This window comes from Leadbetterella sp. DM7 (assembly GCF_040829825.2).
Classification (GTDB): Bacteria; Bacteroidota; Bacteroidia; order Cytophagales; family Spirosomataceae; genus Leadbetterella.
In genome coordinates this window covers 154079-169137 of the sequence record NZ_JBFOLH020000006.1, presented here as the reverse complement: position 1 = coordinate 169137, position 15059 = coordinate 154079, and the positions used below count along the sequence as shown (strand labels likewise).

Annotated in this window: 8 protein-coding genes; 6 read left to right on the top strand and 2 right to left on the bottom strand. The window is 51.5% G+C overall.

The features are described 5' to 3' along the window. The first annotated feature begins 5 nt into the window (after positions 1-5). From rpoB to AB2U10_RS09405, 6 genes are all read left to right on the top strand, one after another. On the top strand, positions 6-3863 hold the full coding sequence (rpoB, locus tag AB2U10_RS09430) for a DNA-directed RNA polymerase subunit beta (RefSeq protein ID WP_367913842.1): 3858 nt from the start codon (positions 6-8) through the stop codon (positions 3861-3863). Positions 3864-3893: 30 nt separating this feature from the next. After that, positions 3894-8201: a DNA-directed RNA polymerase subunit beta' gene (gene rpoC, locus AB2U10_RS09425; protein WP_367913841.1), complete on the top strand. Its 4308-nt coding sequence runs from the start codon at positions 3894-3896 to the stop codon at positions 8199-8201. A 195-nt stretch (positions 8202-8396) separates the two neighbouring features. Beyond that, positions 8397-9449 carry a tRNA 2-selenouridine(34) synthase MnmH gene (gene mnmH, locus AB2U10_RS09420; RefSeq protein ID WP_367913840.1) on the top strand — a complete coding sequence of 351 codons (1053 nt, stop codon included), beginning with the start codon at positions 8397-8399 and terminating at the stop codon, positions 9447-9449. After that, on the top strand, positions 9434-10486 hold the full coding sequence (selD, locus tag AB2U10_RS09415) for a selenide, water dikinase SelD (protein ID WP_367913839.1): 1053 nt from the start codon (positions 9434-9436) through the stop codon (positions 10484-10486). Before mnmH ends, selD begins: the two co-directional genes overlap by 16 nt. 17 nt (positions 10487-10503) lie before the next feature. Beyond that, on the top strand, positions 10504-12114 hold the full coding sequence (locus tag AB2U10_RS09410) for a sulfatase family protein (RefSeq protein WP_367913838.1): 1611 nt from the start codon (positions 10504-10506) through the stop codon (positions 12112-12114). 47 nt (positions 12115-12161) lie between these two features. Beyond that, entirely contained in the window at positions 12162-13361 is a 1200-nt protein-coding gene (locus AB2U10_RS09405; RefSeq protein ID WP_367913837.1) for a CynX/NimT family MFS transporter, read from the top strand. Here the strand turns inward: AB2U10_RS09405 and AB2U10_RS09400 are convergent. Further along, on the bottom strand, positions 13342-14022 hold the full coding sequence (locus AB2U10_RS09400; RefSeq protein WP_367913836.1) for a LytR/AlgR family response regulator transcription factor: 681 nt from the start codon (positions 14020-14022) through the stop codon (positions 13342-13344). The two genes, AB2U10_RS09405 and AB2U10_RS09400, sit on opposite strands and share 20 nt — an antisense overlap. A gap of 1 nt (position 14023) precedes the next feature. Continuing rightward, a complete protein-coding gene (locus AB2U10_RS09395) occupies positions 14024-15031 on the bottom strand; it encodes a sensor histidine kinase (protein WP_367913835.1) in 1008 nt (335 codons plus the stop codon). Between the last annotated feature and the right edge of the window lie 28 nt (positions 15032-15059).

Here is a 15059-nt window from a genome sequence, read left to right as displayed (position 1 = left end):
AAACCTTGAAATTGACAGAAACCGGAAGGAAGTCCTTTGCAAGTGTTCAGCCCGCGTTGGAATATCCCGATTTCCTGGATATCCAGTTGCAATCATTCACCGAGTTTTTCCAGATCGATACACCCGCTGAAAGCCGCAGGGCAGAAGGCCTGTATCAGACCTTTATGGATAACTTCCCGATTGCCGACTCGCGCGAGAACTATGTGCTTGAGTTTGTGGATTACACCATAGACCAGCCCAAGTACTCTGTAGATGAATGTATCGACAGAGGTTTAACGTATTCAGTGCCATTAAAAGCCAAATTGAAGCTGACCTGTAATGACGCTGACAATGAAGATTTCGAAACTATAGAGCAGGAAGTATTCTTAGGAAACATTCCTTATATGACCTCCAGGGGGTCTTTCGTGATCAACGGAGCAGAAAGGGTGATCGTATCCCAGCTGCACCGTTCTCCGGGTGTTTTCTTCTCCATGAGCAAGCATACCAACGGCACGAAGCTTTATTCGGCCCGGGTGATCCCGATGAAAGGATCCTGGATCGAGTTCTCTACCGACGTCAATAACGTGATGTATGCGTACATCGACCGGAAGAAGAAATTCCCCGTAACCACGCTGCTGCGTTCTATTGGTTTCGGTACCGATAAAGAAATCCTTGACCTGTTCGGTCTTTCCGAAGAAATCCAGGCTACCCGCGAAAACCTGAAAAAGGTAGTGGGCAGAAGACTGGCCGCAAGGGTGCTGAAAACCTGGACGGAAGACTTCGTGGACGAAGATACCGGCGAGGTAGTATCCATTGACCGGAACGAAGTACTGCTGGAAAGAGATTCCCTGATTACGGAAAATGATATTGAGCTGATTCTCGAAACCGAATTGAAATCGGTAATTCTTCACCGGGAAGACGCCAACGTATCCGAATACAACATTATCTATAACACGCTGCAGAAAGACAGCTCTAACTCGGAAAAAGAAGCCGTAGAGCAGATCTACCGTCAGCTTCGTAACACCGAGGCGCCGGATGAAGCTACCGCACGGGAGATCATCCAGGGGCTGTTCTTCTCCGATAAGCGTTATGACCTCGGAGAAGTGGGCCGTTACCGGGTGAACACCAAGCTGAACCTGGATACGCCGCTCGAAACCCGCGTACTTTCGAAAGAAGACATTATCTCTATCGTGAAGTACCTGATCGGGCTGATCAACTCCAAGGCTGTGGTGGATGATATTGACCACCTGTCGAACCGTCGTGTGCGTACCGTAGGCGAGCAGCTCTCCGGCCAGTTCGGCGTGGGTCTGGCCCGTATGGCCCGGACCATCAAAGAAAGAATGAACGTTCGCGATAACGAAGACTTCAAGCCGGTAGACCTCATCAACGCCCGTACGCTGTCTTCGGTGATCAACTCGTTCTTCGGAACCAACCAGCTTTCGCAGTTCATGGACCAGACCAACCCGCTGGCAGAGATCACGCACAAGCGTCGTCTTTCGGCCCTGGGACCCGGCGGTCTTTCCCGCGAGAGAGCCGGTTTTGAGGTGCGTGACGTTCACTACACCCACTACGGTCGTCTGTGTACCATTGAAACACCTGAAGGTCCGAACATCGGTCTGATTTCCTCGCTGTGTACCTATGCGAAGATCAACTCGATGGGCTTTATCGAAACACCGTACAATAAAATTGAAAACGGTAAGCTGACCGGCGACATCGAATACCTGACCGCGGAAGAAGAAGACGGCAAGAACATTGCCATGGCTACTGCTGACGTGAAAGATAACGGAACCTTCACCGTAGACCTGCTGAAATGCCGTTACGAAGGCGACTTCCCGATGAAGGCGCCGGATGAGATCGAATATATGGATATTGCTCCTAACCAGATCGTATCCATTGCCGCTTCCATGATTCCGTTCCTGGAGCACGATGATGCCAACCGGGCCCTGATGGGATCAAACATGCAGCGCCAGGCCGTGCCTCTGCTGCGCCCCGAAGCGCCTATTGTAGGTACCGGGCTGGAAGGTAAGCTGGCCCGTGATTCCAGAACGCTGATCGTGGCCGAAGGAGACGGGGTGATCGACTACGTGGATGCCGAGAAGATCGTGGTGAACTACGACTGGACAGACAACCAGAAGCTGGTAAGCTTTGATACCAACTTCACCACCTATAACCTGATCAAGTTCCGCAGAACCAACCAGGATACCTGCATTAACCTGCGCCCGATTGTTCTGAAAGGACAGCGTGTGAAAAAAGGACAGATCCTGGTGGAAGGTTACGCTACACAAGGTGGCGAGCTGGCCCTGGGACGTAACCTGCAGGTGGCCTTCATGCCATGGCAGGGATATAACTTTGAGGATGCCATCGTGATCTCTGAGCGTGTGGTACGCGAAGATATCTTTACGTCTATCCACATTGAGGAGTTTGACCTGGAAGTTCGCGATACCAAGCGCGGGGAAGAAGAGCTGACCTCTGAAATCCCGAACGTATCGGAAGAAGCCGTGAAAAACCTGGATGAGAACGGTATCGTAAGAACCGGTACCCACATCAAGGAAGGCGACATCCTGATCGGTAAGATCACACCTAAAGGAGAATCCGATCCTACGCCGGAAGAAAAGCTGCTGCGGGCCATCTTCGGTGACAAAGCCGGTGATGTGAAAGATGCTTCCAAAAAAGCACCGCCGTCGTTAAGAGGGGTAATCATTGACACCAAGCTGTTCTCCCGTCCTTCGAAAGAAGAAAGAGTGAAGCACAAGGAAGAAGTGAAGCGCCTGATGGTGAAGCACAGTAAAGATCTTTCTGCGCTGAAAGAAGTGATGATCGACAAGATGGTGACGCTTCTCGATGGTAAAACATCGAACGGTGTAAAACATAAGTTTGGTGAAGAGCTGATCTCGAAAGGAGTGAAGTTCAACAAATCCAATATCTCGAATAACCTTTTCCCGGACAAGAACCCGTTTGTGGACGAAAGTACCTATAACGTACCGGAAGAAGCCAACCTGCTTGGCGATATCATCCTGGAAGGCTGGACCAATGATGCGGAGACCAACAGCATGCTGGTATCTCTGGTGAAAAACTACCTCACCCGTCGTTCTGAAATCATCGGGGTTTTCAAGAGAGAGAAATTTGTACTGGAAGTGGGCGATGAGCTGCCTGCCGGTATCGTGAAGCTGGCCAAAGTGTATATCGCCAAGAAGCGTAAGCTGAAAGTGGGTGATAAGATGGCGGGTCGTCACGGTAACAAAGGGGTGGTAGCCCGGATCGTAAGAGACGAAGACATGCCGTTCCTGGAAGACGGTAGCACCATGGACATCGTGCTGAACCCACTGGGGGTACCTTCCCGGATGAACATCGGGCAGCTGTACGAGGTATGTCTTGGCTGGGCCGGTAAAAAGCTGGGCCGCAAGTATGCTACTCCCATCTTTGACGGTGCTTCAAGTGCAGAAGTGGATGCCGAGCTGAAAGAAGCCGGCCTGGCAGAATTTGGCCGTACTTACCTGTACAACGGTCTGACCGGTGAGCGTTTTGACCAGCCGACTACCGTGGGTATCATGTACATGCTGAAGCTGGGTCACCTGGTAGACGACAAAATGCACGCCCGTTCTATCGGACCTTACTCGCTCATTACACAGCAGCCGCTGGGTGGTAAAGCGCAGTTCGGTGGTCAGCGTTTCGGAGAAATGGAGGTGTGGGCACTGGAAGCCTTCGGTGCATCGCATGTGCTTCGTGAGATCCTGACCCTGAAGTCGGATGACGTACTGGGAAGAGCCAAAGCATACGAGGCCATCGTGAAAGGCGAGAACCTGCCGAAAGCCAGCATCCCGGAATCGTTTAACGTACTGGTGCATGAACTGAGAGGACTTGCATTGGAGATCACTCTTAATTAATTATAATCATTTTCAAACAGAGCATAGAAAATGTCATTAAAGAAAAATAAAAAGCTGAACAGTGACTTTAACAGCATAACCATAAGCCTGGCCTCTCCGGAATCCATCCTGGAGGGCTCTTATGGGGAGGTTACCCAGCCCGAAACCATCAACTACAGAACCTACAAGCCCGAAATGGGCGGCCTGTTCTGTGAGCGGATCTTCGGGCCGGTAAAAGACTGGGAATGTCACTGCGGTAAGTATAAAAGAATCCGGTACAAAGGCATCATCTGCGACCGTTGCGGTGTGGAAGTGACCGAGAAGAAAGTTCGCCGGGAGCGTATGGGCCACATTGAGCTGGTGGTACCCGTGGCGCATATCTGGTACTTCAAGTCGCTTCCCAACAAAATAGGTTACCTGCTCGGTCTGTCTTCCAAAAAGCTGGACCAGGTGATCTACTACGAACGCTACGTGGTAATCCAGCCGGGAATCAAAGCCGATGACGGACTGGCCCAGATGGACTTCCTGACAGAAGAAGAATACCTGGATGTATTGGATAAGCTGCCAAGAGAAAACCAGATGCTTCCGGATGAAGATCCGCAGAAATTCATCGCTAAAATGGGAGCCGAGGCGCTCTATATGCTGTTGTCAAGGCTGAAGCTGGATGAGCTCTCGTATGAGCTGCGTCACCAGGCCGCTACCGATAACTCGCAGCAGAGAAAAGCCGAAGCCCTCAAGCGCCTGAAAGTAGTGGAATCTTTCCGCGATGCCAAAACCCGTATCGAGAACAATCCGGAATGGATGGTGATCCGTATGGTACCGGTGATCCCGCCTGAGCTTCGTCCTTTGGTTCCGTTGGATGGCGGCCGTTTTGCTACCTCTGACCTGAACGACCTGTACAGAAGAGTGATCATCCGGAACAACCGTCTGAAAAGACTGCTGGAGATCAAGGCACCTGAGGTGATCCTGAGAAACGAGAAGCGGATGCTCCAGGAAGCGGTAGACTCGCTGTTTGATAACTCAAGAAAAGTGAACGCGGTAAGATCAGACGGTAACCGCGCCCTGAAATCGCTTTCCGATATGCTGAAAGGAAAGCAGGGACGTTTCCGTCAGAACCTGCTGGGTAAAAGGGTAGACTACTCCGGCCGTTCGGTGATCGTGGTAGGCCCTGAGCTGAAGCTGCACGAATGTGGTCTGCCAAAAGATATGGCCGCCGAGCTCTTCAAGCCGTTTATTATCCGTAAGCTGATCGAAAGAGGTATTGTTAAAACTGTAAAATCAGCCAAGAAAATAGTAGACCGGAAAGACGCCGTGATCTGGGATATCCTGGAAAACGTACTGAAAGGCCACCCTGTGCTGCTTAACCGGGCTCCTACACTCCACCGTCTGGGTATCCAGGCGTTCCAGCCCAAGCTGGTGGAAGGGAAAGCCATTCAGCTTCACCCGCTGGTGTGTACGGCCTTTAACGCTGACTTTGACGGTGACCAGATGGCCGTTCACGTGCCGCTTGGTCAGGAAGCCATCATGGAGGCGTCTATCCTGATGCTTTCATCGCATAACATCCTGAACCCGGCTAACGGGGCGCCTATTACCGTACCTTCTCAGGACATGGTGCTGGGTCTGTACTATGTGACCAAAGGCAAGCGTTCTACGCCGGAAGAGCCAATCGCCGGTGAAGATAAAGTATTCTACAACGCCGAAGAGGTGATCATTGCCCTGAACGAAGGCCGCCTTTCCAAGCACGCCTTTATCAAGGTGAAAACCAAAGTGAAAGATGAAAACGGCGAGCTGGTAGAGAAAATGATCGATACCGTAGCCGGTAGGGTGCTGTTCAACCAGTTCGTACCGGAGAAAGTAGGTTATATCAACGAGCTGCTGACCAAGAAAAAGCTTCAGGGCATCATCGGTAAGGTATTTAAGGAAGTATCCTTTGCCCGTACCGCGCAGTTCCTGGACGATATCAAGGAGCTTGGATTCCAGTCGGCCTTCCGTGGTGGTCTGTCCATCGGTCTGGGTGATATCATGATTCCTGAAGAAAAGCAGGGACTGATTGATAACGCCCGTGAAGAAGTGGAAGAAGTACAGAACAACTACATGTTCGGTATCATTACCGAGCGGGAACGTTATAACCAGATCATCGACATCTGGACCCGGGTGAACACCCGCCTGAGAGAAACGCTGCTTCGTCAGCTGGAAAACGATCGCCAGGGCTTTAACCCGGTTTACATGATGATGCACTCCGGTGCAAGGGGTTCTCAGGAGCAGATCCGTCAGCTGGGCGGTATGCGGGGTCTGATGGCCAAACCACAGAAAAACATTGCAGGTTCTGTGGGTGAGATCATCGAAAACCCGATCCTTTCCAACTTTAAAGAAGGTCTGGATGTGCTGGAATACTTCATCTCTACCCACGGTGCCCGGAAAGGTCTTGCCGATACCGCCCTTAAAACGGCCGATGCCGGTTACCTGACCCGTCGTCTTCACGATGTGGCCCAGGATGTGGTGGTGAACGAAGAAGACTGCGGTACCCTGAGAGGAATTAACGTATCTGCCCTGAAAGAAAACGATGACATCATCGAGCCGCTTTCAGAGCGTATCCTGGGTAGAACTTCCGTGCACGACATCATTGATCCGCTGACCAAAGAGCTGATCATTGCCGCCGGAGAAGAGATCACCGAGGAAATTGCAGAAAGAATAGACAATACGTCAATAGAAACCATCGAGATCCGTTCAGCGCTGACCTGCGAAACCAAAGTAGGGGTTTGTGCCAAGTGTTACGGACGTAACCTGGCCTCCGGCCGGATGGTGGATGTAGGTGAAGCCGTAGGTGTGATTGCATCGCAGTCGATCGGTGAGCCGGGTACACAGCTGACCCTGCGTACGTTCCACACCGGTGGTACAGCCATGAACGTATCGGTAGAAGCGAACCTGAAGGCGAAATTTGCCGGTAAGATCAGCTTTGAAGATGTACGGACAGTGCCGTTTACTAACAAGGAAGGCGAAGAGAGCACGATTGTGATCGGTCGTAGAGGGGAAATCCGGATCGTTGACCCGGCTACTAACCAGCTGCTGATTGCCAATAATATCCCTTACGGTTCTACCCTGTTGGTAAAAGACGGAGAGATCGTGGAAAAAGGAGCGCCGCTGTGTAACTGGGATCAGTTTAACGCCGTGATCATGACCGAATTTGACGGGGTAGTGGAATACGACTCCATCGAAGAAGGTATCACGTATCGCGAAGAAGCCGATGAGCAAACCGGTTTCCGCGATAAGGTGATCACCGACTCCAAAGACCGGGCGAAAAACCCTGCCCTGATCATCAAGTCGCTGGAAGATGAAACCAAGGAATATAACCTGCCTGTAAGTGCCCGTCTGATGGTGGAAAACGGACAGGAGGTGAAAGCCGGACAGATCCTGGCCAAGATACCGAGAGCGATCAACATGAACCGCGACATCACCGGTGGTCTTCCAAGGGTAACCGAGCTGTTCGAAGCCCGGAACCCGTCGAACCCGGCCGTGGTTTCGGAGATCGACGGTGTGGTTTCTTACGGTAGCATCAAGCGGGGTAACCGTGAGATTTTCGTGGAGGCCAAAGACGGTACCAAAATGAAATACATGGTATCCCTGTCGAAGCTGATCCTGGTGCAGGAAGGTGACTTTATCCGTGCGGGTGAGCCGCTTTCAGACGGTGCCATCACACCGGCCGATATCCTGCGTATCAAAGGACCTACCGCGGTGCAGGAATACCTGGTGAACGAAACCCAGGCCGTGTATCGTCAGCAGGGTGTGAAGATCTCCGACAAGCACATTGAGGTGATCGTACGCCAGATGATGCAGAAAGTAGACGTGATCGATGCCGGAGATACCATGTTCCTGGAAATGCAGGCGGTTGACAAGTGGCTGTTCCGTGAAGAAAACGACAAGATATTTGACAAGAAGGTGGTAGTAGATGCCGGTGCATCTGAAAACTACAAACCAGGTCAGATCATCTCTACCCGTGAATTCAAGGACGAAAACGGCCGCCTGAAGCGCGAAGACAAGAAACAAATGACCGTACGGGATGCACAGTCTGCGGTATCGCAGGTGATCCTGCAGGGGATTACCACGGCGTCACTGGGTACCGAGTCGTTCGTTTCTGCCGCATCGTTCCAGGAAACTACCAAGGTACTGTCTGAAGCTGCCGTTAAAGGTAAGCGCGACGACCTGGCCGGTCTGAAGGAAAACGTGATCGTAGGTCACCTGATCCCTGCCGGTACCGGGCGCAGAAAATACCAGAATATCCAGGTGAATTCTATCGAGGAGCTCCAGGCCGCCAGCGCTGCCCGGATTTCTGAGCCCAGAAAACGCGAATACGTGGATTAAATTTCGCGCACGTACGGGCGCAAATTTTGCGCCCCACGAACGCATATCCCTAAACGCCCGGCCTTAGGCCGGGCGTTTTTTAAAGATATAAATGCAGTACGGGACTTTACATAAAACCGTGCTGTTTTCACCAAACGCCAAAAGAGTTTCGGCAAAAATAGTCCAATGATGCCCTCCGTCGTTTAAATTTGTCCTATGGCAGCACGTCGGATATCGGTAGATGAATTCTTCAGGCTGGGATTGCACTACCCGGTTATTGATGTACGGAGTCCGTCAGAATACCTTCAGGCGCATTATCCCGGCGCGGTCTCTGTTCCTCTTTTTACCGATGAGGAAAGGAAGATAGTGGGTACTACCTATAAGCAGCAAAGCCGGGAGCTGGCCATCAAGGCCGGGCTTGATTTTTTCGGACCCAAAATGAGACCCATGGTAGAGCAGGTGGAGAACCTCCCGGACGAAAAAGGAACCCGGCAGGTAATAGTGCATTGCTGGAGAGGCGGCATGCGAAGCGAGGCTGTTTCCTGGCTGCTGGGGCTTTACGGCTTTGACGTGCTGACCTTAGACGGCGGCTACAAAGCCTACCGGAACCGGGTGCTGGACATCCTGGCGCGGCCGCATTCATTACGGATTTTAAGCGGCTACACCGGCAGCGGGAAAACAGGAATCTTAAAAGAGCTGGAGCGGTCAGGCCAGCCGGTGCTTGACCTGGAAGCTCTTGCCGGTCACCGGGGCTCGGCCTTTGGAGGCCTGGGAATGGCCCCGCAATGCAGCAACGAGCAATTTGAGAACCGCCTGGCCGGGGCACTTTTTGAGCTTTCCGGGAAAACCTTTGAAGACCCGGCCATCTGGGTGGAAAGCGAGAGCAGCCGTATAGGAAATGTAGATATCCATTATAGCTTCTTCAGGCAAATGAAAGCGGCACCGCGGGTGGATATCGGTATTTCTTCTGAAAACCGGCTGTCGTATATTGAGCAGGAATACGGGAAGTACGACACCGGGCAGCTGATCAAAGGAGTAGAAAGGATCCGGAAACGTCTGGGAGGCCTGGAAGCACAGAGAGCTGTGGCCTTTCTGCAGAATAACGATATCCGCAACGCATTCTCTATTCTTTTAACCTATTACGACCGGTGGTACGACAAAGGCATGGCCGTATTTCAACCCGAAAGCCTTCATATTGAACTGCCCGGTACCGATGCCGAAACCAACGCCCGGATAATCCTGGAAAAAATACAATGCACGAAGAAATAAAACTTACCCAATATGCCCATGGAGCCGGATGCGGATGCAAAATAGCACCGCAGGTCCTGGATGAAATACTTAAAAGTAATTCTGTACAAAATACATTTGATGAGCTGATGGTAGGCAACGGCACCCGCGATGATGCCGCCGTATACCGGCTTAGCCCTACCGATGCGCTCATTGCCACTACCGATTTTTTTACGCCTATTGTTAATGATCCGGTTATTTTCGGAAAAGTAGCCGCCGCCAACGCCATCAGCGATGTCTATGCAATGGGCGGCAGGCCGCTGCTGGCGCTGGCTATTCTGGGCTGGCCGGTAGACAAGCTCCCGGCGGCTCTGGCACAGCAGGTGCTGGAGGGCGCAAGAAGCATATGCAGTGAAGCGGGCATTCCCCTGGCCGGCGGCCACAGCATTGACAGCCCCGAGCCCATTTTCGGGTTATCGGTGAATGGTATGGTGAAGACGAAACACCTCAAGCAAAATAACCGGGCACAGGAAGGTGACCTCCTGCTGCTGACCAAACCCCTGGGAGTGGGAGTATTGGCCACCGCTGCCAAACGCGACCTGATCACGGCCGAAGACGAAGAGCTGCTTTACCGGCAACTGATACAGCTAAACAGCATTGGGGCTGACCTCGGCCTTTCCGACGCCGTTCATGCCATGACCGACGTCACGGGCTTCGGCCTCAGCGGACACCTCATTGAAATGGCCGAAGGCTCGGGCCTTTCGGCTGTGCTGGAATATACCAGGATTCCTAAGCTGGAAGCAGCAAAGAAATACCTCCGGCAGAATGTTATTCCCGATGCTACTTACCGGAACTGGAAAAGCTATCATCAGAAGATAGCCTTTGAGGCGTCAGTGGATGCCATGGAATCTTTCCAGCTTTTGCAGGATCCTCAGACGAATGGCGGGCTGCTCATAGCCGTGAGTCCGGACGGCCTGGCGGAAGTCCGGCAGATACTGGAAGAAAAAGAATATTCTGCCTTCACGGAGCCTATAGGAAAGCTGGTGCCTGCTGCAGAAAAAACCGTTATATACCTGTAGAAAACCAATTGTATACTATGAAAGGAAAAATACTCCTCCTTATAGCGCTGAGCGGCCTGACCTTTTGGGCCTTCAGAACCCGGCCCGACTCCCGCCCCAACATCGTCTTCATCATGTCGGATGATCACGCGTACCAGGCCATATCGGCCTACAATCCGCGACTGACCCATACGCCGAACATTGACCGGATTGCCCAAAACGGGATGCTCTTTACCAATGCCTGTGTCACCAACTCCATCTGCTCGCCTTCGCGCGCGGTGATCCTGACCGGCAAGCACTCCCATATTAACGGGAAGATCGACAATTACTTCCCTTTTGATACCACCAACATTACTTTTCCGCAGATTCTGCAGGCCAACGGCTACCAGACGGCCATGTTTGGAAAGCTCCATTTTGGCAATAACCCCAAAGGCTTTGATGAATTCAAGATTCTCCCTGATCAGGGAGACTATTACAACCCCGACTTTATTACCAAAAAGCAGGGCAACCAGAAATTTACCGGTTATGTAACCGACCTGATCACTGAATTTACCCTGAACTGGCTCAAAAAAGAACGCGATCCGGAAAAACCCTTCTTCCTGGCCTACCTGCACAAGGCACCGCACCGCGAATGGCTGCCTGCGGAAAGGCATTACGAAGAATACCTGAAAAAAGAATTTCCCGAACCCGAAACCCTCTTTGATGACTACGAAGGCCGGGGCCGGGCCAGCAAAGAGGCCGAAATGAACCTGCTTACCCATATGAACTGGGCTGGCGACTCCAAGATTTTCCCGGAGAATATGGATAAGCTGGGCATCAAAGAGAGCCATCCGTACGACAAAGGCAATTACAACTACGTAGTGGGGAGAATGAACCCCGAACAACGGAAAAAATGGGACGCCGCCTACGGGAAAATGAACGAGCAGTTTATCAAAGATTTTCCCAAAATGACCGAAAGAGATAAAATGAAATGGCGCTATCAACGCTACATGCAGGACTACCTGGGTACCATTGCAGCGGTAGATGAAGGAGTAGGGAAGGTGCTCGACTTTCTCAAAGAAAACGGGCTGGATAAAAACACGATCATTGTGTACACCTCTGACCAGGGCTTTTACCTGGGTGAGCACGGCTGGTACGACAAACGGTTTATTTTTGACGAATCATTCAAAACCCCGCTGCTGGTACAATGGAACGGCGTGATCCGGCCCGGATCAAAAAACTCAAACATGGTACAGAACCTCGATTTCGCCCAGACGTTCCTGGATGCCGCCGGCATAAAAGCCCCCGCCGATATGCAGGGCGAAAGCCTGGTGCCCCTTTTTAAAGGAAAAGGAAAGAACTTCAGGGATGCCGCCTACTACCATTATTACGAATACCCCAGCGTGCACATGGTCAAGCGGCATTACGGTATCGTTACCGAGAAATATAAGCTGGTGCATTTTTACTACGATATTGACGAATGGGAGCTCTACGACCGTACCCTCGATAAAAACGAAATGAAAAACGTATACAACGATCCGGCGTATGCGCAGGTCAGGGAGGAATTGCATAAAAAGCTGGATGCCCTGCGGAAGAAATACAAAGATTCGGAAGAGCTGGATAAGATGTATATCCAGAAGTACCGGGATAAAGGATACATTAAAGAATAAGGTGTTGGCCCTTGCCGGATAAAGGCGTATCTTCGCGGCTTTTACAAATGGCAGCAATGAATCGCGACAAAGTGAATAAGGGAGTCCTGATGACCGTATTGGGAGTGGTGTTTATGGCTATCAACATGAGAGCGCCGCTCACCTCCATAAGCCCGGTAGTGAATGAGATCATCAGTCGCTTAAGCCTGAATAACCTGGAAGCCGGGCTGATCACCACGCTGCCTCTGCTGGCCTTTGGCTGTCTTTCTATTTTTATTCCCCGGCTGGCCTCCGGCCTTGGGCTTGAACGGGTGCTTTGGTATTCCATGCCCGTGCTCGTGATAGGGCTGCTGGCCCGTGCTTCGGGAAACGTGGGCCTGCTGTTTGTGGGAGCCGCACTCATCGGTGTAGCCATTACCGTAGGCAATGTGCTGATGCCGGCTTTTATCAAGCTTCGCTTCCCGGAAAAAATGGGTTTAATGACAGGTATAAACGCCCTTTCCATGAATGTTGCAGGGGTGCTGGCCTCCGGGTTCAGTGTACAGATCGGCCTATTGACCGGTCTGGGGTGGAAAGGCTCCATCGGGGTATGGGTTATCCCGGCCATTATCGGCTTCGTAGTGTGGATACCCCAGCTCCGGCCCCGTGATAAAGCGGTCCAGGCAGCTGCCGGAGGATTCTCTGAGCTGTTAAGATCACCCCTGGCCTGGTACATTACCATTTTTATGGGCCTGCAATCGTGCCTGTTCTATGTATTTGTGGCGTGGCTTCCGGTAGTACTGCAGGAGTGGGGGATGACCGAAGAGCAGGCCGGGTGGACGTTCTCCTACATCCAGATGACCCAGCTGCCCATTACCCTCCTGGGGCCGGTGATCACCGCCAGGATAAAAAAGCACACCAACCTTATCCTGTTTACCACGGCCGTAATGCTTATCGGTGTTTTGGGGCTGGTCTTTTTCAAAACCACTTATGTGATTCCTTCGGTGATTTGCATCGGTATAGGCACCGGGCTGGCCTTCAGTATTGTACTGATGTTCTTTGTACTGAAAACGCAAACCCCTCAGAAAGCCGCCCAGCTGTCGGGTATGGCCCAGTCGTTCGGTTACCTGATTGCCGCTGCCTCACCCCCGCTTTTTGGATGGATATACGACCAGACCTCCGACTGGACCTACTCTTTGCTGTTGCTGATACCGATCACCCTGGGCATGTGCCTGGTGGCACTTTTAAGCGCGAAAATCAGGCCGTTTCCTACAGCCCCAGGCTCCTGAGAAATGCTTCCCGATAATTCTGGCCTATCGGTACTTCGTGCCTGTCCAGGAATACACGGTTGCCTTCGATATGGGTGATCCTGCTCCGGTTAATGATAAAGGAGCGGTGCGTTCTTTCAAAGCCGGTATCGGGTAAAAGGGCTTCAAAGGCCGAAAAGGTAACCGGCGATTTTAAGGTTTGATCTCCCGTACAAACCAGGGTATAATTCCCGTTGGCCTCGGCATAAATAATATCGCTGAACCTGACCTGGAAAATTTTACCTTCTGATTTCAGAAATACGCCCGGATCCTCCTCTGCAACGGGCCGGACCACCGGGTTCTCCCTCACTTTGTCGAGCGCCAGGATAAAACGTTCCAGTGAAAAGGGCTTGACAAGGTAGTCGGTCACTTCCAGGTCAAACGCATCTACCGCATATTCCTTATAGGCAGTGGTCAGGATCACCCGGGGTTTTGACCGCAGCGTTTTCAGGAAAGATATGCCGTCAAGCAAGGGCATGTTGATATCCAGGAAAAGAAGGTCTATCTTTTCGGTCTCCAGCAGGCGCCTGGCCTCTAACGCATTGCTGCAGCTTCCGGCTATCTGCAGGTCGGGGAAATGTGAACAATACGTCTTCAGTATTTCCCGGGCAATGGGTTCATCATCTACGATCAAACACTTCATTTCAGGATGTTTTTAACTGTAAAAGCACTTTATAGGTACGGGCTGTTTCTTCGATGCTCAATTCGTGGCGATCAGTATAGAGCAGGTTTAACCTTCTTTTGGCATTTTCCAGCCCCAGGCCGCTGTTTTTGTTCAGGTCATTCTGTTTGACCTGTGAAACGTCAAATGTATTAAATATGGAAAACAGGATGTTATTTTCCCATACTTTGAGATTAATATCGATCTGTATAACCGGATCTGCCGTGTTTTTGGAATGCTTGAAGGCGTTTTCCACAAATACAATCAATAACATGGGTGCAATGTTCACCTGGGTAGACTCTTCCAGCGTTACGGACAGCTGAAGACGCCCTTCCAGGCGTATTTTTTCGAACTCTATGTAATTTTTGATGTAATTTATCTCTTCATTCAACGGAACAAATGTACTGCCGCTCTGGTAAACCGAATGCCGGAGCAGCTCCGACAGCTTGAGCAACAAGCCCGGCAGCTTTTCGTCTTTTGCCAGCGAAAGCCCGTACAGGTTGTTCAGGGTATTAAATAAGAAATGCGGACTGAGCTGCGATTGCAGAAGCTGAAGCTCACTCTGGCTGACCAGGGCCATTGACTCGGTATCCTTTACTTTATTTTCAGAAACCAGCCGGAAGGCCGTGCCTGCCAGCGCCAGGGAAATAGCCAGGATAAAGGCCATGAAAATGATCAGGAAGGCATTGGCCGTTTCAAAGGGAGAATGCCGGCTGTAGCGGATCAGGCCGATCCAGGCCATCACCACCGCTACCAGGGCCAGTGCCCCGCGCACAGCGGTTTGCTGCGGAATTTCCCGCGCATCTTTAAAATACAGAACCCCTATGCTATGCCCGATATACAGCCCCAGGTAAAATAAAATAACCGTACCCGTAGCCACCGACTCCTCCTCTGCAATACCCAGGGGGACAAAGATCATATTGAAGATGTTCCAGAGCGGGATGCTCAGGAGCACAAGCCATAACCCGTATTTTTTTAAAAGCCTTACCATATTTCCTGTTTTACGTACAAAGTTCAGC

What these genes read in the sequence shown, in the direction of transcription:
- rpoC (WP_367913841.1), top strand. Translation starts at nt 3,894, where the DNA reads ATGTCATTAAAGAAAAATAAAAAGCTGAACAGTGACTTTAACAGCATA.
- mnmH (WP_367913840.1), top strand. Translation starts at nt 8,397, where the DNA reads ATGGCAGCACGTCGGATATCGGTAGATGAATTCTTCAGGCTGGGATTG.
- selD (WP_367913839.1), top strand. Translation starts at nt 9,434, where the DNA reads ATGCACGAAGAAATAAAACTTACCCAATATGCCCATGGAGCCGGATGC.
- AB2U10_RS09410 (WP_367913838.1), top strand. Translation starts at nt 10,504, where the DNA reads ATGAAAGGAAAAATACTCCTCCTTATAGCGCTGAGCGGCCTGACCTTT.
- AB2U10_RS09405 (WP_367913837.1), top strand. Translation starts at nt 12,162, where the DNA reads ATGGCAGCAATGAATCGCGACAAAGTGAATAAGGGAGTCCTGATGACC.
- AB2U10_RS09400 (WP_367913836.1), bottom strand. Translation starts at nt 14,022, where the DNA reads ATGAAGTGTTTGATCGTAGATGATGAACCCATTGCCCGGGAAATACTG.
- AB2U10_RS09395 (WP_367913835.1), bottom strand. Translation starts at nt 15,031, where the DNA reads ATGGTAAGGCTTTTAAAAAAATACGGGTTATGGCTTGTGCTCCTGAGC.